The sequence below is a fragment of the Chitinophaga sp. 01L420 genome, assembly GCF_056399985.1.
Map to the genome: position 1 here is coordinate 43597 of NZ_JBFTSK010000008.1, position 19205 is coordinate 62801.

The window sequence follows — 19205 nt, forward strand, 5'->3', positions numbered from 1 at the left end:
AGGTCAGATGGATGACATTCAATACAATGACGCCAAAAGAAGAGCCTCCCCCTATCATGAGGTATAAAAAATAAAAAAGGTCCTGTAGAACAGGACCCTGGCAGTTAGCAAAAAGTAAATTGCAGTTGTAGGTTATTTCAACGTAAAATATCGAATATTCTTTTCATGGCAATAGCATGTTCATGTCAGTTGCCGGGATAAAAAGCAGAAAGGTTGTCCCGCTTTGGCAGGACAACCTTTCCGATATAAAAGAAGCTATGATTAAGCGTTTACTTTGCCTTTCACTTTAGCTACCACTTCTTCAGCCACGTTGTTCGGAGCTGGTGCATAGTGGGAGAATTCCATGATAGAGCTTGCGCGACCGGAAGACAGGGAACGCAGCTGAGTTACGTAACCGAACATTTCGCTCAACGGAACTTTAGCTTTAATTACCTGAACACCGTTTTTGGAGTCCATACCTTCCAGCATACCACGACGACGGTTCAGATCACCTGTAACATCACCCATGTATTGGTCTGGAGTCAGTACTTCCACTTTCATGATTGGCTCCAGCAATACTGGTTTAGCTTTGCGGGCAGCTTCACGGAAAGCAGATTTAGCGCACAATTCGAAAGACATCGCATCAGAATCCACCTGGTGGTAAGAACCGTCAAACAGACGTACTCTCAGGTTCACCAGCGGGAAGTTGGCGAGAACACCCTGGTTGAGGGACTGTTCAAAACCTTTCTGTACCGCAGGGATGAACTCTTTAGGGATGGAACCACCAAAGATATCATTTACGAACTGGAAGGATTTGCCTTCGTTTTCTTTCAACCATTCTGCGTCTGCAGGTCCGATTTCGATCTGGATATCAGCGAATTTACCACGACCACCGGTTTGTTTCTTGAATACCTCACGGTGTTCAACTTTGGTAGTCAGTGCTTCTTTGTAAGCAACTTGCGGAGCACCCTGGTTAACTTCTACCTTGAACTCGCGACGCATACGGTCAACGATGATTTCGAGGTGAAGCTCACCCATACCACTCAGGATGGTTTGGCCGGTTTCTTCGTCAGTTTTAGCTTTCAAGGTAGGATCTTCTTCTACCAGTTTAGAGATAGCCAGACCCATTTTATCAACGTCTGCCTGAGTTTTAGGCTCGATAGCGATGTGGATAACTGGTTCAGGGAATGTCATTGATTCCAGGATAATCGGTGCTTTTTCATCGCACAGGGTATCACCGGTTTTGATATCTTTAAAACCAACAGCAGCACCGATATCACCAGCTTCGATGAAATCGATAGGATTCTGCTTGTTAGCGTGCATCTGCATGATACGGCTGATACGCTCGTTTTTACCTGTACGGGTGTTCAATACATAAGAACCCGCATCCAGATGACCGGAATAAACCCGGAAGAACGCCAGACGACCTACGAAAGGATCGGTTGCAATTTTGAATGCCAGTGCAGACAATGGTGCTTTTGCATCTGGTTTACGTTCGATTTCTTCACCGGTGTCAGGGTTGGTACCTTTTACCGCTTCAACGTCCATTGGAGAAGGCAGGTAACGGCAAACCGCATCCAGCATCTTCTGTACGCCTTTGTTTTTGAAGGAAGAACCGCACATCATCGGGATGATAGCGATATCGATAGTAGCTTTACGGATAGCTTCGTGGATTTCGTCTTCAGAGATTGAATTAGGATCTTCGAAGAATTTTTCCATCAGGGTATCATCGTATTCAGCAACTGCTTCTACGAGTTTAGCTCTCCACTCTTCCGCTTCAGCCTGCATATCTTCCGGAATAGGAATTTCCTGGTAAGTAGCACCTTTTCCTTCTTCATCCCAGATAATACCTTTCATGGTAATCAGGTCCACAACACCCTTGAAGGAGTCTTCTGCACCGATTGGCAAAGTCAAAGGAACGGGGTTAGCACCCAGCATTTCTTTCACCTGTTTAACTACATTCAGGAAGTCAGCTCCTGAACGGTCCATTTTATTTACGAAACCGATACGTGGTACACGGTAGCGGTTAGCCTGACGCCAAACGGTTTCAGACTGAGGTTCAACACCGGATACAGCGCAGAACAATGCCACCAGACCATCCAGTACACGCAGGGAACGCTCTACCTCAACGGTAAAGTCCACGTGACCCGGGGTATCGATGATATTGAATTTATATTGTTTGGTATCAGGTTGGGCTTTACCTTGTAAGGTTGGAAAATTCCAGAAACAAGTGGTTGCCGCAGATGTGATGGTAATACCTCTCTCCTGCTCCTGTGCCATCCAGTCCATTGTAGCAGCACCCTCGTGCACTTCTCCAATTTTGTGGGATTTACCTGTATAATACAGGATACGTTCTGTGGTAGTGGTTTTACCCGCATCGATGTGCGCCGCAATACCAAAGTTCCTTTGAAATTTTAAGTCTGCCATAATATTAAAGTGACTAAATAATGCAATTTGGGGGGCAAAGGTAACTTATTTTTGACAATAAATAAAACGACCAGCTTTTCCAAATTGTTATTTCTTTTTAACAAGCACGGGCGTTCCATCACATTACAATTGTCTTTTATAAGTATCCTAACTAAAACCAGTTTTTAGTTGCTACCTACCACCTTTTTATCAAATACAACCAAAAGTTAAATTATAGTTTTCCGGTTGCTGTATTTGCATCAAATTCGTAGCAAATTGTTAAAAGGTTAGATTTCCCCCAGCACTAAAAAACAAGAAACGTAGCAAAATATTATTCGGTTTCCCCTAAAACACAGATTTATCATGAATGAAAAACTTTACACTATACCTGTTCAACAGGTAACCAGGTTATTTATTACCATAGCATTCCCGGCATAACGCTGTAGCATTATTCCAGCATCTTCATTTACTGATTAACCTTTCTATATGAGAACATTTGTACTCAGGTATTCCTGTGCGCTGTTGTTACTGACCTGTGTCTGTACTTCATCAAAAGCCCAGGTAATTCTGAACCGGCAGGTAGTAGCCAGTGCCGGCGGCAATGGTGTTGTTCAGAACATCCAGATCCAGTATACCGTAGGAGAAGCAATAGTATTGCCTATCACCAATGGCAAAACCCTACTTACGCAGGGATTTCAACAACCGGAAGAATTACCCAAACTCCCTCCCGGTGTAAGTCCTGTTAAGAGCTATATTTTATTCCCCAACCCGGCAGTTACCAATACCAAGATTCAATTTGATCTGTTGTCAAATGTGAATGTAACCATTGAGGTGATTAATCCGGCAGGACAAAGCATTTATCATCAGTATCTGCAAATGGGTGCGGGTAAGAATACCGTCATATTGCCCGTCAATCACTTTGCAGCAGGCATATACACGGTTATGTTAAATGTAAGTGGTAATGTCTTTTTTGAAAAGCTCATTGTGCAGTAATACGCTCCTGTAGCTCCCCATCACAACTTAATTGATGACACATGAAATACGGTTATACAATTATACTTCTTGCAGGTATTTTGACAGCTGGTATCCCTTTATCAGCACAAAAGATCACCCAAAAACCGCCTAACATAGGCGCCAGTTTTTTACTGGTTAATCCGGATGCCCGAAGCAGTGGAACCGGAGATGCCAGCATTGGACTAACGCCCGATGCTAATTCCCTGTTTTCCAATGCAGCTAAAATAGTTTTTGCCGGCGATTGGGGTGTAAGTGCCAATTACTCCCCCTGGATGTGGGAATTAAATAACAATAAGTCTAATATGGCTTATGTAGCTGCCTATAAAAACTGGAATGCATCTGAAGGCGTGGGTATTTCCATGAAATATTTCAATTACGGCGCTGTTACTTTCCGCGATGATAACGGAACAGTACTACAGGATTATAATCCCAAAGAATTTTCGATAGATGGTTCTTATGCCCGGAAACTGGGTAATCATATGTCGCTGGCATTGGGCATCAGATATGTGCGCAGTCAGCTGGGACAAGGCTCCTATAATAGTCTTCAGCAGAAACCTGCATCAGCCGTGGCCGGCGATCTGAGTTACTATTATCAAAACAGTGTAGACCGCCTCGATTTCGGCAACCGTTACTGTTTTGGTGTAAGTATTACCAATATCGGCACCAAACTTCAATACACCGACGATAACAACAGGAAGAGTTTTCTGCCCATGAACCTTCGTATCGGTGGCGGCTATACGTTTGTACATACCCAGGAGCATGAGTTCACCCTTTCCGTTGATATTAATAAATTACTGGTACCCACTCCCCCATTGTATGCACTGGATTCCAATGGCATAGAAACCAACCAGATTCTGAAAGGTAAAGATCCTAACCGGGGAGTAGTGGAAGCGATGTTTTCTTCTTTTGGAGATGCCCCTGATGGCTTCCATGAAGAGCTGAGAGAGTTTACCATTGGTTCCGGTATCGAATACGGATATCGCCAGGTATTTTTTGTGCGGGCAGGATATTTCTATGAACACCCCTATAAAGGTTACCGGCAGCATTTCTCGGCTGGAGTAGGTGTACGGGTATCTAACCTGGCACTGGACATTGCTTACCAGATGCCTACGGGAGAAAGCCTGGTGCAGAAAAGAACCCTGAAATTTTCACTGGTATATAACATCGGCGGAACACGCGATGAAGCTGTGCAACATTAGCATAACCTTCATCGGCTATTTACCGATTGCTGCAAATGATCAAACAGGAAAAGGAAAAACAGCTATCACCAACAGGTAAAACAACTTTTCATTCATGTATCTATAATTCTCAATCATATGAAATCACTGCTCATAACTTTATTCCTTGTCACTGCAGGAATGCAATCATTCACACATGCACAGGTCCGTCCGGCATCCAGGAATGAGACTGTTAACGATGGTCGCAATGCGATCGACTTTTTATTCCCTGATCTACAGGCGGATCTTGCAAAATTGCAGGCCAAAGAGATAAAGCCTCAACCAGATAAGGCGATCATATCTGCCCCTATTGAAAACCGGCTTTTCACGAATTACAAGGCGCCGGTTGTTCATAACAATTCGAATGCGCGTTTACTGAAAACCAGTGCTACTCCGTCTCCCATGGCTTCAGAGATATCTGCTACAGATGCAGCAAATAAACTGAAAGCTGCGCGGGCAACGCAGACGGTAAAACCAATTGTCATCCCCAATCAGGGCAGCGAAGTGAATAGCGCACCTGTAAAGAAAAAGAGCTAAGCCTGCTGTAACCTATTAAAATGATTATTATGAAAAAAATATTCTACCTGGCAATATTACTCTTAGCGGTATCATCCCAATATGTGCAGGCTCAGAGCGGGCTTGCCGGAACTAATTACCAGGCTGTGGCACGTAATGCGAATGGCACTGTTCTCGGTAATCAATCGCTAACCGTACGTTTTTCTGTACTGGGAGGCTCTGCTGCCGGACCTGTACAATACCAGGAAACACACAATGCTACCACCAATAATTTAGGTTTATTTACTTTACAAATAGGAAAGGGTACTCCATTGACAGGCACTTATAGTACTGTTCCCTGGGCGAATGCCAATCAATATCTGAAAGTAGAAATATCCATTAACGGAAGCAATTTCAGCGAGCTGGGTACTTCACAATTAATGAGTGTGCCGTATGCTTTATTTGCAGCAAACGGCAATCCAGGTCCAGCCGGACCTGCTGGTGCTAAAGGTGATCCTGGTGCAGTTGGACCAGTGGGGCCTATCGGACCTAACGGACCAATCGGGCCAGTAGGACCGGCGGGTACCAAAGGGGATCCGGGCGCGGCGGGACCAATTGGACCCATCGGACCAGTTGGACCTATTGGCGCCGCAGGACCTGCGGGCATTCAAGGCATCAAAGGAGACCCTGGTGCCGTTGGACCGGCAGGGGCGACAGGACCAGTAGGTCCGGCCGGACCTGCGGGAATACAGGGCATTAAAGGCGATCCAGGGGTAGCAGGACCTGCAGGTATACAAGGTGCTAAAGGTGATCCTGGTGTAGCCGGACCTGCGGGCATACAAGGTGCTAAAGGCGATCCTGGTATAGCCGGGCCTGCGGGCATACAAGGTGCCAAAGGTGATCCTGGTGTAGCTGGACCGGCAGGCATACAAGGCGCTAAAGGCGATCCTGGTGTAGCTGGACCTGCGGGCATACAAGGTGCCAAAGGTGATCCTGGTGTGGCTGGACCAGCGGGTGTAGCTGGACCGTTAGGACCAATGGGGCCTGCAGGACCTCAGGGTATACAAGGCCCTGCCGGCAATATCAACGGTATAGCTGCAGGAGGAGATCTCTCGGGTACCTATCCTAATCCCCTGATTGGAAACGGAAAAGTTACCCTGGCTAAAATAGCTCCTGGCGTTATACCTACTACCTTACCTCCTAACGGCCCCGCTGGCGGAGATCTGAGTGGTAGCTACCCGGCTCCTGTAGTAGCAGGCTTGCAAGGTAAACCTGTTAGTAATACAGCGCCGCTGGCCAACCAGATATTAAAATTTGATGGTGTACAATGGCTGGCAACTGCAGCACCAGGAGGCGGACTTACCCTTCCGTTTGTGGCTACAGAAAATAATCCCGCTACCCTTTTCAGCATCACTAATGATGGAGATGGCACTTCGATTGAAGGTGTCAGCAATTCTGTTTCTTCTTCTATTGTTCCGGTACGTGGTATCGTTACCTCCACCTCTCCCGGCGGTTTTTCCTCTGCAATAAGAGGAATCAACAGTGGTACCGGTGGATTAGGAATAGGCGTATGGGGCTCCCAGGCTGGTTCTGGCTGGGGCGTTTATGGTGTAACACCCAACGGACTTGGTGTATATGGTAACTCGAGTGCAGCAGGAACAGGCGTATATGCCAACAGCAATACCGGAACTGGTTTAATTGCGACCAGTAATAATGGCATACCAGCCACCATATCCGTTTTTAATAATGCGAATGCCAACAATGCACTCGCTGTCAGCACTTTAGGTAATGGCTCAGCGATTACTGCCACTGCTGGTGCCGGGTTCGGTATCGATGCCTCCAGCACGAATAACACAGGTGTACACGGTAGCACAGGCGTTCAAACGGCTGCTGGAGTAATTGGTGATAATACTGGTGCCGGGGAAGCCGTAGTTGGACGGACCACCTCTGATATAGCCGGTGCAGTAGTAGGACGCAATGATGGTGGCGGTTACGGCGTACGTGGCTTTGTGTCTACCAATACTACAGGTACCGCTATAGGCGTATTTGGCCAGATTGGGTTAAACGGTAGCAAGGGTGCCTCCGGACGTTTTGAAAACAACAATTCTGCTAACTCCTTTGATAATATGACAGCCTACACCAACTCCCTGGGTGACCCAGGTGTAGTGGGCATCGGAGCTGCCGGCGCATTTGAGGTAAATAATACCAACTCTGTGGCACCGGCTGTAAAGGCTAAAGTGAATACAATATTTGGCAACTTTGGTGCCGCGGGTGTTTTCTCTGAATCTGCCGGTACTGGCGGTTTTGCAGGATTATTTTATACTTCGAATACGACAGGCAGTGGCAATACATTGGTGTCTATCAATAACGGTAATGGTGATGCAATTGTGGCTAATGTTAAAAAGAATGGCAATGCCATAGAAGGCAATGTTAACGGTACGGGTAAAGCGATCTATGGCTGGATTCCTTCCTTCGGTACCGGTCAGGCAGCGGATTTTGAGAATTTCAATGATGCCAACACCAACAATGTAGTGACGGCTAAAACAATTGGTAATGGTACAGCGGGCTATTTTGAAGTGGACAATGTTTCGGGTACTTCTCCAGCGGTACATGGCAAGGTAAATTCACAGTTTTCCAACTTTGGTACTGCGGGCGTATATGGTGAAAATGCGGGTAGTGGTGGATTTGGCGGATTGTTCTATTCTTCCAGCGTAACTGGTAATGGACCTGCGCTCATCGCTATCGCCAAGGGAAATGGAAATGGTATTACCGCCAATGCTGCCAACCTGGGTGATGGCGTAGAAAGCACCGTTAATGGCTCTGGTAATGCCATTTACGGTTGGGTACCTAATTTTGGTACTGGTCGTGCTGCCAGATTCGTCAATTTCAATAACGCCAATACGACTGACGTACTACGGGTAGAATCACACAGTACCAGCAATCTTGCCGTATTCAGAAGCGGCGACCCGGCTCCTGTAAATGTGGCCAGGATCAACAGCGCCGGGCGTGGTTTCTTTAACGGTGGTACACAAACCGGAGGCGCGGATTTGGCGGAATCATTTGCTGTATCAGGCGCACGGGCTACCTATGAAGCCGGAGATGTACTGGTGATTTCGACTCATACTGACCGTATGGTGGAAAAATCAGCCGAGCCCTACTCTACCCTTGTGGCAGGGGTATTTGCCACCAAGCCAGGTGTATTGCTGACTGAACACGATATAGAAACAGATCTTTCTGCAGAAGTTCCGATGGGAGTAGTTGGCGTGATTCCTACTAAAGTATGTAATGAAAATGGCATTATTCACCGGGGTGATTTACTGGTGACTTCCAGTAAAGCCGGTTATGCCATGAAAGCAGATATTGATAAGGTGAAGCCAGGACAGGTAATTGGAAAGGCATTACAGGAGTTTAATGGTGAAGCAGGTAAGATTAACGTGCTGGTAAATGTGAAATAGTAATCCAGTGTTCCCTAAATATCCAGGTATTTTCAATTGGCAGGCATCCATTAAGGGTGCCTGTTTTTTTGTGAGATGTACTGAGTGGGGAACAGCTGATCAAATTGTTCCTTTAACAGCCATGCGTCATCTAATTGACAGGGCCTCCGTAATGAAAGTTCTTTTTGACGGATGGGGTTGAGTAAAGAGATGATGACCTGGTATCACGTTCCGGAAAGGTATAAACACAAAAAGGCAAACAGCTCCAAAGGAACTGTTTGCCGAATATATTGAGTTGCCTGTTAAGGCTATAACTAGATTCTGAAGTGAGAGAAAGCTTTGTTCGCTTCTGCCATACGATGCGTGTCTTCTTTCTTCTTGAACGCTGCGCCTTCACCTTTGCTTGCTGCTACGATTTCATTCGCCAGCTTGTCAGCCATGCTCTTACCGTTTCTTTCGCCGGCAAAGCGTACTAACCATTTGATGCTCAGGGAGATCTTTCTATCAGGACGAACTTCCGCAGGAATCTGGAAGGTAGCACCACCAATACGGCGGCTTCTAACTTCTACACCAGGAGTTACATTAGTTAATGCTTTTCTCCAAACCTCGTAACCGTTTTCACCGGTCATCGTGCTCACCTTATCCACAGCATCGTAGAAAATTTTATAGGCAATGCTCTTTTTTCCTTGTTCCATAACGTTATTAACAAAGCGGGTTACCAGCTTGTCATTAAACCTAGGATCTGGAGCCAGAGGCAATTTCTTTGCAGCTTGCTTTCTCATTTATTGAAAATTACGACTATTTATAATTGTTATTTCTTAGCCTTTTCCTTTTTAGTACCATATTTGGAACGGCTCTGCTTTCTGTCTTTCACACCTGCAGTATCCAAAGAACCGCGAACGATGTGGTAACGAACACCTGGTAAATCTTTTACCCTTCCACCACGGATCAGTACGATAGAGTGCTCCTGCAAGTTGTGACCTTCACCAGGGATATAGGCAATCACCTCAACTTTGTTGGTTAAACGCACTTTCGCTACTTTACGCAGAGCGGAGTTCGGTTTCTTAGGCGTGGTAGTGTATACACGAGTACAAACGCCACGACGCTGAGGGCAACTATCTAATGCCCTGGACTTAGACTTAGCCCGGATAATTTCTCTTCCTTTTCTTACTAATTGTTGTATAGTAGGCATTCTTTACCTAGTTTTTTTATGTCGGTTTACAATGACATCCAAATTCCTCACAAAGGGATTTTGGGACGGCAAAGGTAAAACTATATGTGTGAATAACAAAATTGTTTCGAAAATATTTTTACCGGAATGATCTTCTGTATAAACAGGGAAAGGTCTTATTATTCTGGTAGCAGCTCAGGATTACCAAAAACCGGATTGCAAAGGTATGATTTCCCTTAGAAACAACCATAAAAAAATAGGGTCTTTTTATTGACCCTATTCTTTCAATGATAATAATATATAAAGTACTTATTTCTTGTCGATTATGTAATTCCAATGGCGGGTATCTGTAGCCCGTCCAGTACGGATATCATCCAAACGACGGATCACTTCTGCTCCTATTTCATATTTGGTGGTATCCAGTTTGATTTGCGTATCCAGGTAATCCAGTTGTTCTACATAAGCTACACTGGAAGCTGTTCCTGTTCCAAAAACTTCTCTAAGGGTACCATCTTTATGGGCAGCCACTACTTCATCAATAGAAATAGGTCTCTCTTCCACTTTGAGGCCCATATCGATGAGAACATCCATTACGCTGGCCCTGGTAACCCCTTCCAGGATGGTTCCCTGTGTAAGGTCCGGGGTAATGGCAGTATTGCCTATGATCGCAAAAACGTTCATCGTACCGCATTCCTGGAGGTATTTATGTTCATATCCATCTACCCACAAAATCTGATCATACCCCTTTTTCTTAGCCTGCATAGTAGGATACATAGTACCACCATAGTTACCGGCAGCTTTGGCGTAACCCACACCGCCCGGAAAAGCACGTACATATTTGTCCTGCACCAGTAATTTAATAGGCTTATTAAAATAAGGACCAGAAGGAGAATTGATGATGGCAAATTTATAAGTATCAGAAGGACGTACCCCTATAAACTCATCTGCAGCAATCATAAAAGGACGCAGGTAGAGAGAACAGCCCGCTCCGGTAGGTACCCAGTCGCGGTCCATATCTATTAATATATCCAGACCGCCAATAAACAGCCACTCAGGTACCTGGGGCATTCCCATTCTTTCTGCGGAGGTGTTAAAGCGTTTGTAGTTATCATATGGCCTGAAGATCATTGGTTGGCCCTGAGGATCTTTATAGGCTTTGATGCCTTCGAAGATCGCCTGCCCATAGTGCCAGGCGGCGTTAGAAGGACTTACAGACAGGTTCTGAAAAGGCAGAATTTCGGCATTTCCCCACTCTTTACCATCAAAATCAGCCACTAACATGTGGTCGGCATACATTTTACCAAATGCCAGGTTGTTGAAATCCACTTCACTCAGCCTGCTATGCGTAGTTCCGGTGACTTTGATCTTCTTTAGCGCCTCTTCCTTAACTGTTGATTTATCTACCATCATGGTTAATCAATTTTATCTCAATATTTTTACATTTTTAATCGCTGTGTCGCCGAAACCTTTACGGTAAGGCAGTGCAAATAAACTGATTTTTCCCCACCCGGGGTTTTCATATTAAATTAAACGATAATAAATATGTCGCTTGAGCAATTCCAAATGGATCCTTACTTTCTGGCTAAAATCTTTACCCAGCCAATCATTCCCGGGAAAAGCATGCCGGCTGAGGTCGCGGAAAAAGTGGTGCCCAAAGTCAAATATTTAGGAGAAAATCAAAAAAACATTGCGCTCTTCATACAAAACGAAAACGAAGCGTACCTAAACGAAGAATTATTCAACCTCCTCACCAATATATTAAATGCCTGTAAACTAGGAATGCAGGATGTGTCGCTTTTTAACGTGTCGCACCACCCTTCTCTTACCTTTCCTGACTGGCAAACAGCAGTGAAGATAGAACGGAGCGTTGTATTTGGGATTGCACCGGAACAACTTGGACTCAGTGATATTCCGCTTTATCAACTGGTAACCGTAAATGGTACCACCCTCCTGTTTTCCGATGAATTAGCACTCATTGGCACCGACAAAGCGCTGAAAGCCAGACTATGGGCAGGATTAAAACAATTATTAGGTATTTAATACAATAAAACCGCATTCTCATCCGACTATATGAAATTGATATTTGCTACCAACAATCAAAACAAAGTAAAAGAGTTCCGGTCATTGCTGGGAGATCAGTTTGAGATCATCACCCTGCTGGAAGCCGGCATAGACATCGATATTCCGGAACCACACGATACACTGGAAGCCAATGCCACCGAGAAATCGGCTACCATTCACCAAATGACCGGACAAAACTGTTTTGCAGAAGACACCGGGCTGGAAATTGCCGCATTAAACGGAGCACCGGGTGTTTTATCCGCCCGCTATGCCGGTGAACAAAAGGAAGCAGCCGATAATATTGTAAAAGTATTACAGGAACTGGAAGGCCAAAGTGACCGCAGCGCACAATTCCGCACAGTGATTTCCCTGATACTGGATGGTAAAGAACATCAGTTTGAAGGCGTGAGCAAAGGCCATATCACTACGGAAACGAAAGGTGCAAAAGGATTTGGCTATGATCCCATTTTTGTTCCCGAAGGAGAAACAAGGGCTTTTGCAGAAATGGACCTGACGGAAAAGAATAAATACAGCCACCGGGCCAGGGCCTTTGAAAAATTTGTGGCCTTCCTGAAACAAACAACAAACGTTTAGCATCTCCCTAAAAAATAATAATGGCAAGGATTAAGATAGATTTACCGGAAGTATTCCCTTTTATTATACAAATACCTGTACGTATACAGGACATTAATTATGGTAATCATGTAGGCAACGATGCTATACTGTCTATCATGCACGAATCAAGGATTCAGTTCCTCAACAGTATCGGCTACAAAGAACTGGATCATGAAGCCGGTAAAGGTTTGATTATGGCAGATGTGGCAGTAGCTTACAAAGGAGAAGCATTTCATGGAGATATTTTTGAAGTAGCGATAGCTGCAGGAGAATTCAATGCCTTTGGCTTTGAGTTGTTTTATCGCATCACTACTAACAGGAATGCACAAACGATCACGATTGCCGAAGCCAAAACCGGCATGATTTGTTTTGATTACCATCTTCGCAAAATAATGAAGTTACCGGCCGACATGAAGGCCAGCCTGGAAACAGGAAAATAAATACAACATATGATGGATACAACAACATTAGCCACATCTGTGGAGCAAGTGATTACAGCACGTCGTACGGTGAAACCCACCAGCATGAACGGCAGGAAGATAGCAGATGAAACCATTCAGCAATTATTGCAACTGGCCGACTGGGCTCCCACCCACGGCTATACGGAGCCCTGGTATTTTGTAGTATACAGCGGAGATAAAGTGCGGCAGTTTTGTTCGGATCATGCCGACCTGTATAAGCAATACACTCCGGCAGACAAATATATTCCGGGCAATTACGACAAACTGAAAAACCAGGGCAACCTCGCTTCACACGTACTGGCCATTTGCATGAAACGGGGCAACAACCCAAAGATTCCGGCATTGGAAGAAATTGCGGCAGTATCCTGCGCAGTAGAAAATATCTGGCTGGGAGCTACTGCACTTAACCTTGCAGGCTACTGGGGTTCCGGTGGTATGACCTACCACCCTGCTATGCAGGATTACCTGGGTTTGGGAGATGAAGACCTGGTACTGGGTTTCTTTTACCTCGGTTATACAGACGAGCCTGCGCAACCAGGAAGAAGGGTAAAACCATCTTCAGAGAAGTTCATTTGGAAGTAAGCAGAAAGCTATAGAAGCATTTGATGAACAGTATATCGCTAACATCATACGCTTCTATAGCTTTATGCTTTATGCTTTATGCCTTCAGCTTTACGCTTCCGCTAATAGATAGCCTCTTGCCTCCGCTTCGAAGCTGCTTATCTGTGTGGCCACCCAGTGTTCATCTTTATGTAATTCTGCTGCCATAATCCTGGCTACGGCAGGGGCTATACGTAGTGCCTCCTTTGCATCGAGGAAAAGAAGCCGGGTACGGCGGGCCAGAAAATCTTCAATATTACGGGCCATTTCTTCTTTCACAGCCCATACTACCTGTGCTTTAATGATGTGATAGTCCCGGCTCAGTTCTTCCTGCAGATCCGGCTGACGGGCTACCATCTGATGAATATGTAATACATCACTGCCGTAAAAATACCAGGGATCATCCCAGTTCACATTATCTGTAGCGCCATGGATTTTGAGATGAGGTGTAGCGGTGGCCGTTTCTTTCCAGCGCAATACTTCTTCCAGCTTATGCACTACATCTTCCGCCATGCGACGGTAGGTAGTCCATTTGCCACCGATAATAGTGATGAGTCCTGATTTAGCGACAATAATTTTATGGCTGCGGGAAATTTCCTTGGTTTTATGTCCTTCTGCTTTAGCAGCCGCCAGTGGGCGAAGACCGGCCCATACACTGCGTACATCGGAGCGCTGAGGTGGCCGGGAAAGATACTGCCCGGCAGTACTGAGGATAAAGGCAATTTCATTTTCCAGCGCTCTTGGCTCCAGGCTGATATGATTAACTGGTGTATCCGTAGTGCCTACCACTACTTTATTATGCCAGGGCACTACGAACAATACTCTGCCATCGCTGGTAGCAGGAATCATCAGGGCGTTATGACCGGGAAGAAACTCACTGTCGAGCACCAGGTGCACGCCCTGACTGGCCGCAATAGACTTAGGTGCCTGCGGGTTATCCATCTCCAGAATATCATCCGCAAAAACACCTGTAGCATTAATCACCGCCCTTGTATTAATATAGATCTCATCTCCACCATCCAGTGTATCCTTTACCGTTAGACCGCTGATATTTCCTTCAGAATCCTTACTCAGGCTGGTCACCCGCATGTAATTCAATACAGTACCTCCTTTATCGGCAATGGTTTGCGCCAGGTTGATCGCCAGGCGGCTATCGTCAAACTGGCCATCGTGATACAGTACGCCGCCAGCAAGTTTATCCTGCTTGAGGGTAGATAAGCGCTTCAACGTTTCTGACCTGGAAATATGTACCGACTTACCCAGACTGAGTCGTCCTGCCAGCCAATCGTACATTTTGAGGCCGATGGTATATTTTAAATTCTCCCAGAAATTAAAAGTAGGAATTACAAATGCCAGGTTACGTACCAGGTGGGGAGCATTAGCCGCCAGCAATCCACGTTCCACGCTGGCTTCCCTTACCAGGGACACATCTCCCTGTGCCAGGTAACGCACCCCTCCATGCACCAATTTGGTGCTTTTACTGGATGTCGATTTTGCGAAATCCACCTGCTCCAGCAGCAAGGTCCTGTAGCCTCTTGTTACCGCTTCCAGAGCGGCTCCCAACCCCGTGGCTCCACCACCAATCACGACTATGTCCCAGGGTTCGAGATCCTTTCTAAGTGCAGTAACGAGCATTTCTCTGTTCATAAGCGAGTTTTCATTGGTCTGGCAATTACTTACAAAATACAGCGGAATTATATACCGAGCAAAAGTTAAACAGCCGATTCCAGAAAACTTAACGGTCTAGCCGGTTAAAAGTTTTAAATTCAGGAACATTTAGGCTTGAAAAAATGTTCCTCCAAAAGGATTACCCATTTCTGCCGGCGCAGGAAATTATATGCAGTTGCTTATGTTCATGAAGGTTAAACCATTTTTGCTACAAATCATATTGCTGGTGGCTATTATCAGCAGCAGCTTCTCCACAGCTGCGCAGAAAAAAGTTCCGGACACCATTCACATGGTGCCCATAGACAGCGCCACTATCCGGAAAAACATTGCTGCCCTGGCTAAAGATACCAACCGGATAAAAAAATCCGATACGGCTGTAGCCATCCTGATTAATCGTATTGAAAACTATACCCTGATGCTGAATGACCTGATGAGTTCACTCAGACGTGGGTTTGATACCGCCAGCATCAGCGCTGGTCTTCCGCTGACAGATACCTCTATTGCCCTCGTTAAATACAACATTGCCAGTCTGGGGCGCACCCCCAACATCAACGATATTTATACCAACAAAGTAATGCTGGAACAGTTGCAGCGCAGACTCACCTCCTGGCAAAACAGCCTTTTCTCTTACAATGATAAACTGGTCAATATCAACGACACTATTCATTCCCTCCGGAATGATACCGCCATGCGAAATATACCTGCAGAAGATGAACTGTACGGCTTTTACCTGGGGCAGATGACCAACCTCATACTTAAGTTCCGCGCAGTAGACAGTGCAGATAAGTACAACCTGATTAAAATAGGACTATTGCAAAATAGAGTCGCCAACCGGTACATAGATGTTTCCAATTTATACGAGGACATGGACTACCGGCTGCAACAATATTCTGCCAACATGTTTACCCGCGATTACCGCTACCTCTGGAAGCCGCACCGGGACAGTATTAATCCACTTGAATTTTTCCCGGTACTAAAAGACTCCCTGCGCAAAAGCACTAAAGTACTGGGGATATTTTTCTCTATCCAATGGCCGGTATTTTTTGTGTGGCTACTACTGGCGGTATTGCTTTCCTGGTGGATTTATAACAACATCAGAAGAATCCGGCAAAACCATACAGAACAGGAAGGAGAAACGATATTGCAGCATGCCAAATACGTATATCGCTTTCCGGTAGCCAGCATCGTTGTATTTATTACTACGTTGTCGTCAGTACTATCCGTGCGCTATCCTATTCTGTTTACAGAAATCACCTGGGGATTGGCCGTGATTGCGCTGACCATTATTTTCCGTTCTCATTTCCCTAAAACATTATTCAAAAACTGGCTGCTGCTGATAGGCTTATTATTCATTTATAGCCTCAATAACCTACTAATAGAAGTCACCTATGCAGAGCAATGGGGCCTGCTGATTGGCGCCATCCTGTCTATCGTACTTGCCAACAGGTTATTAAAAGAATCGTCACTCACCACGTTTGCACAACCTAAATATACCCGGCCGGTGCTGCAACTATTTTTGATTACCAGCGCGTTTTCCCTGTTGCTCGTTATTTTCGCCAGAGTGGGCACCGCCAAAATAGTGGGTTCCAGCGCGGTGGTCAACACCGTGATGGCGCTTAGTCTGTTTGCTCTCGTGAAAATATTGATGGAAGCAGTATACCTGCAGGTAGAAGCGAATAAAGATTCCAGCACCTTCATCTCCTTCATGGACTACCAGGATGTACAGCGAAAACTGAAAACATTCCTCAGCATACTTGCCGGCGTAGGCTGGCTGGTCATCGTTACCCGCAACGTTTATCTATACGATGCGATCTATGACGCCATCACCGGCTTTCTTTCTTCGCGGCATACCATCGGCAACTCCGACTTTACTTTCAGCAGTATTATCATCTTCATACTGGTGATATGGGTGGCCACCGTTGCTTCCCAGCTCATCGCCTATATGTTTGGTAATACCGGCCAAAGCGCTAACCCCTCCAAGAAAACAAAGTTTGGTTCCGCCCTGCTGCTGCTTCGTCTTGCTGTACTCGCCGGCGGCGTACTGCTGGCCTTTGCTGCCTCCGGCATTCCCATGGACAAGCTCACCATCGTGATCGGTGCATTGGGAGTAGGTATCGGCTTCGGCTTGCAGAATGTTGTCAACAACCTGGTATCCGGTATCATCCTCGCTTTTGAGAAGCCCCTCGAAGTAGGCGATGTGATAGAACTCGGCACCCGCTCCGGCGTAGTGAAGGAAATCGGCATCCGCTCCAGCAAAATCAGCGCCTACGACGGATCAGAAATCATTGTCCCCAATGGCGACCTCATCTCCCAGCAACTGATTAACTGGACAAGAACCAACCGGATCCGCCGCGTGACCTTCACCCTCGGCGTAGGATACGGCAGCGATGTAAAACAGGTAACCGACATTATACAATCCGCTTTTACAGACCGGAAAGGCATACTTACCGCCCCCTCCCCAGTGGTACAGCTATATGAATTTGGCGCCAGCTCCATCAATTTCCGGGTATATTTCTGGGTCGCCGACCTGGATGTTGCCGGCACCCAGCAAAGCGATGTCCTCACATTTATCTATGACGCACTCAACAAAGCAGGTATCGAATTACCTTATCCACAGCAGGATCTGCACGTTAGATCTATTGATGACGCCTTGCTGAAAAAGTGGGATAAACCCGCGCCTGACGGTACTGTTTAAAAAAAATTATAAAAAAACGTTGGATACATTTTGAATTTTCATTTTTAAGCCGTTATCTTTGCACTCCCGTTTTGGAGCAGCAGGCGCTACTGATAGTAGTTACAGCGGTCAAAGTGGAGATAAAAGGCGAGGTAGCTCAGGTGGTTAGAGCGTTGGATTCATAACCCAAAGGTCTCGGGTTCAACTCCCGATCTCGCTACAAATAACAAGCCGCAAACACTTACTAAAAAGGGTTTGCGGCTTTTTCATTTGAGCACGGTGGTGCAATATGAATGCTTATTTCTTAGCCTTTTAAGAAACATCTCAGCGAGGACTCTTCTCTTCAGGCCAGGCAAACCCTACTCCTCCATGCAGGTATCTCTCCGTTTCTTGTAAATAAAATGTATTTACTCCCTGAAGCCCGACTCCAGCATAGTAAAAAAACTTATCTACATGTTCCTGGTATTCACCAAACTCGCGATAGTCCCTATGTAAGGCAATCACTTCTTCCAAATCCGCATTATGAATACGGAGAGCCTCTGTACAAGCTTCTTCCAGCGATAGATGATATTCCCGTTGCAGCACAAAGATCAGGTTAAACACTTCTGTTCCCTTTGCCATTTCCTTTGGCAGAGAATGAATATCGTTTTGCCATGCAACAACTCTGACAATCAGAGATATGATCTTTAGTATGATGGGATGCTCAATGATATGGTTCGGCAGAACAAGGCCTGATTCAATCTCACCAAAGATCAGATACGGACGCATAAGAACGGAAAACTCACGAATGACTTGGAAAAGGCTAAGAGAAGGAGGCAGATTGGTTACTTTAAAAGAATATTCTAATTCAATCCCATATCTGAAGGATTGATAAAAATAGTAGATGAAACGCTCCATCCATATTTCAGGCATGAAAGCACGGAATTCGTTTCTGAGGATCGCCAGATGTTGATAAAGTGCATTTTCATCTGGTCCTGGTTCATCACCTTTAAGAATAGCTGTACAACGGATCCGCTGTTGTTGGATTTCCTGAAGTGAGGAATCTTCCAATTGATCGTCGAGAACAACATATTGGAGCATGAACCTATTGCAGGGAATAGCTTGCTCATACGTCAGGTCGGGCCACATACAGGCTGTACAGGCATGCAATCGCATCTTCTTGTATTTCACCTTTTGTTCGTCCGTCAGAAAGGTGTAATCATTATCGATCCAGGAATCCATATCCCTCCCCATTTGCGCTATATGCGAATTCACAAGATTGGGCCATGGATAATAATTTAAAGGAAGATAGTTACTGGATTTGAATTCTTCAGGTCGCATATTATAGTTTATGTTTAGCGATAAATGTTCTGTCTTATACCTGGGCGCTACTTTTGAAAATGATTAATCAAAAGCTTGTGGAAGAAGCAG

15 protein-coding genes and 1 tRNA gene are annotated in these 19205 nt (G+C 45.5%); 10 read left to right on the forward strand and 6 right to left on the reverse strand.

What is annotated here, in order from left to right:
* Positions 1 to 261 precede the first annotated feature (261 nt).
* Positions 262 to 2406 carry an elongation factor G gene (fusA, locus tag AC1DP6_RS10265; RefSeq protein WP_477054714.1) on the reverse strand — a complete coding sequence of 715 codons (2145 nt, stop codon included), beginning with the start codon at positions 2404 to 2406 and terminating at the stop codon, positions 262 to 264.
* Positions 2407 to 2871: 465 nt separating this feature from the next.
* Here fusA and AC1DP6_RS10270 point away from each other — a divergent pair, with 465 nt between their 5' ends.
* The 4 genes from AC1DP6_RS10270 (at position 2872) to AC1DP6_RS10285 (ending at position 8566) form a co-directional block, all read left to right on the forward strand.
* A complete protein-coding gene (locus AC1DP6_RS10270) occupies positions 2872 to 3378 on the forward strand; it encodes a T9SS type A sorting domain-containing protein (protein WP_477054715.1) in 507 nt (168 codons plus the stop codon).
* A 41-nt stretch (positions 3379 to 3419) separates the two neighbouring features.
* Positions 3420 to 4598, forward strand: a complete 1179-nt coding sequence (gene porV, locus AC1DP6_RS10275) for a type IX secretion system outer membrane channel protein PorV (RefSeq protein WP_477054716.1) — start codon at positions 3420 to 3422, stop codon at positions 4596 to 4598.
* 117 nt (positions 4599 to 4715) lie between these two features.
* Complete coding sequence (locus AC1DP6_RS10280) at positions 4716 to 5153, forward strand: hypothetical protein (RefSeq protein WP_477054717.1); 438 nt, start codon at positions 4716 to 4718, stop codon at positions 5151 to 5153.
* Between the two features lie 29 nt (positions 5154 to 5182).
* On the forward strand, positions 5183 to 8566 hold the full coding sequence (locus AC1DP6_RS10285) for a hypothetical protein (RefSeq protein WP_477054718.1): 3384 nt from the start codon (positions 5183 to 5185) through the stop codon (positions 8564 to 8566).
* 293 nt (positions 8567 to 8859) lie between these two features.
* Here the strand turns inward: AC1DP6_RS10285 and rpsG are convergent, their stop codons facing one another.
* From rpsG to AC1DP6_RS10300, 3 genes are all read right to left on the reverse strand, one after another.
* Positions 8860 to 9327, reverse strand: coding sequence for a 30S ribosomal protein S7 (gene rpsG / locus AC1DP6_RS10290; protein WP_106527832.1), 468 nt, complete (start codon positions 9325 to 9327; stop codon positions 8860 to 8862).
* Positions 9328 to 9356: 29 nt separating this feature from the next.
* The gene (gene rpsL, locus AC1DP6_RS10295; RefSeq protein ID WP_012789278.1) at positions 9357 to 9737 is read right to left on the reverse strand and encodes a 30S ribosomal protein S12; all 381 of its coding nucleotides are present in this window, start codon (positions 9735 to 9737) and stop codon (positions 9357 to 9359) included.
* 288 nt (positions 9738 to 10025) lie between these two features.
* Entirely contained in the window at positions 10026 to 11126 is a 1101-nt protein-coding gene (locus AC1DP6_RS10300; RefSeq protein WP_477054719.1) for a branched-chain amino acid aminotransferase, read from the reverse strand.
* A gap of 132 nt (positions 11127 to 11258) precedes the next feature.
* Here AC1DP6_RS10300 and AC1DP6_RS10305 point away from each other — a divergent pair, with 132 nt between their 5' ends.
* Genes AC1DP6_RS10305 through AC1DP6_RS10320 form a run of 4 tightly spaced genes read left to right on the forward strand, consistent with a single transcriptional unit; the run spans position 11259 to position 13435 of the window.
* Positions 11259 to 11756 carry a hypothetical protein gene (locus AC1DP6_RS10305; protein ID WP_477054720.1) on the forward strand — a complete coding sequence of 166 codons (498 nt, stop codon included), beginning with the start codon at positions 11259 to 11261 and terminating at the stop codon, positions 11754 to 11756.
* Between the two features lie 30 nt (positions 11757 to 11786).
* On the forward strand, positions 11787 to 12371 hold the full coding sequence (gene rdgB / locus AC1DP6_RS10310; protein WP_477054721.1) for an RdgB/HAM1 family non-canonical purine NTP pyrophosphatase: 585 nt from the start codon (positions 11787 to 11789) through the stop codon (positions 12369 to 12371).
* A gap of 20 nt (positions 12372 to 12391) precedes the next feature.
* Positions 12392 to 12832 carry an acyl-CoA thioesterase gene (locus AC1DP6_RS10315; protein WP_477054722.1) on the forward strand — a complete coding sequence of 147 codons (441 nt, stop codon included), beginning with the start codon at positions 12392 to 12394 and terminating at the stop codon, positions 12830 to 12832.
* Between the two features lie 9 nt (positions 12833 to 12841).
* Positions 12842 to 13435: a nitroreductase family protein gene (locus tag AC1DP6_RS10320; protein ID WP_477054723.1), complete on the forward strand. Its 594-nt coding sequence runs from the start codon at positions 12842 to 12844 to the stop codon at positions 13433 to 13435.
* A 90-nt stretch (positions 13436 to 13525) separates the two neighbouring features.
* Here AC1DP6_RS10320 and AC1DP6_RS10325 read toward each other — a convergent pair whose 3' ends face one another.
* On the reverse strand, positions 13526 to 15100 hold the full coding sequence (locus AC1DP6_RS10325) for a glycerol-3-phosphate dehydrogenase/oxidase (RefSeq protein ID WP_477054724.1): 1575 nt from the start codon (positions 15098 to 15100) through the stop codon (positions 13526 to 13528).
* A 202-nt stretch (positions 15101 to 15302) separates the two neighbouring features.
* Here AC1DP6_RS10325 and AC1DP6_RS10330 point away from each other — a divergent pair, with 202 nt between their 5' ends.
* Together AC1DP6_RS10330 and AC1DP6_RS10335 are read left to right on the forward strand one after the other, a co-directional pair.
* Complete coding sequence (locus tag AC1DP6_RS10330) at positions 15303 to 17816, forward strand: mechanosensitive ion channel family protein (RefSeq protein ID WP_477054725.1); 2514 nt, start codon at positions 15303 to 15305, stop codon at positions 17814 to 17816.
* Positions 17817 to 17941: 125 nt separating this feature from the next.
* Positions 17942 to 18015 (forward strand) — tRNA-Met (locus AC1DP6_RS10335).
* A gap of 104 nt (positions 18016 to 18119) precedes the next feature.
* Here the strand turns inward: AC1DP6_RS10335 and AC1DP6_RS10340 are convergent.
* Positions 18120 to 19016 carry a terpene synthase family protein gene (locus tag AC1DP6_RS10340; RefSeq protein ID WP_477054726.1) on the reverse strand — a complete coding sequence of 299 codons (897 nt, stop codon included), beginning with the start codon at positions 19014 to 19016 and terminating at the stop codon, positions 18120 to 18122.
* Positions 19017 to 19205 lie beyond the last annotated feature (189 nt).

Excerpts from the sequence above, each read along its gene's own strand:
- AC1DP6_RS10305 (WP_477054720.1), top strand. The coding sequence starts at position 11,259 with ATGTCGCTTGAGCAATTCCAAATGGATCCTTACTTTCTGGCTAAAATC.
- AC1DP6_RS10340 (WP_477054726.1), bottom strand. The coding sequence starts at position 19,016 with ATGGATTCCTGGATCGATAATGATTACACCTTTCTGACGGACGAACAA.
- rpsG (WP_106527832.1), bottom strand. The coding sequence starts at position 9,327 with ATGAGAAAGCAAGCTGCAAAGAAATTGCCTCTGGCTCCAGATCCTAGG.
- AC1DP6_RS10285 (WP_477054718.1), top strand. The coding sequence starts at position 5,183 with ATGAAAAAAATATTCTACCTGGCAATATTACTCTTAGCGGTATCATCC.
- AC1DP6_RS10320 (WP_477054723.1), top strand. The coding sequence starts at position 12,842 with ATGATGGATACAACAACATTAGCCACATCTGTGGAGCAAGTGATTACA.
- AC1DP6_RS10300 (WP_477054719.1), bottom strand. The coding sequence starts at position 11,126 with ATGATGGTAGATAAATCAACAGTTAAGGAAGAGGCGCTAAAGAAGATC.
- AC1DP6_RS10270 (WP_477054715.1), top strand. The coding sequence starts at position 2,872 with ATGAGAACATTTGTACTCAGGTATTCCTGTGCGCTGTTGTTACTGACC.
- fusA (WP_477054714.1), bottom strand. The coding sequence starts at position 2,406 with ATGGCAGACTTAAAATTTCAAAGGAACTTTGGTATTGCGGCGCACATC.
- AC1DP6_RS10315 (WP_477054722.1), top strand. The coding sequence starts at position 12,392 with ATGGCAAGGATTAAGATAGATTTACCGGAAGTATTCCCTTTTATTATA.
- rdgB (WP_477054721.1), top strand. The coding sequence starts at position 11,787 with ATGAAATTGATATTTGCTACCAACAATCAAAACAAAGTAAAAGAGTTC.
- AC1DP6_RS10330 (WP_477054725.1), top strand. The coding sequence starts at position 15,303 with ATGTTCATGAAGGTTAAACCATTTTTGCTACAAATCATATTGCTGGTG.
- rpsL (WP_012789278.1), bottom strand. The coding sequence starts at position 9,737 with ATGCCTACTATACAACAATTAGTAAGAAAAGGAAGAGAAATTATCCGG.
- AC1DP6_RS10280 (WP_477054717.1), top strand. The coding sequence starts at position 4,716 with ATGAAATCACTGCTCATAACTTTATTCCTTGTCACTGCAGGAATGCAA.
- porV (WP_477054716.1), top strand. The coding sequence starts at position 3,420 with ATGAAATACGGTTATACAATTATACTTCTTGCAGGTATTTTGACAGCT.
- AC1DP6_RS10325 (WP_477054724.1), bottom strand. The coding sequence starts at position 15,100 with ATGAACAGAGAAATGCTCGTTACTGCACTTAGAAAGGATCTCGAACCC.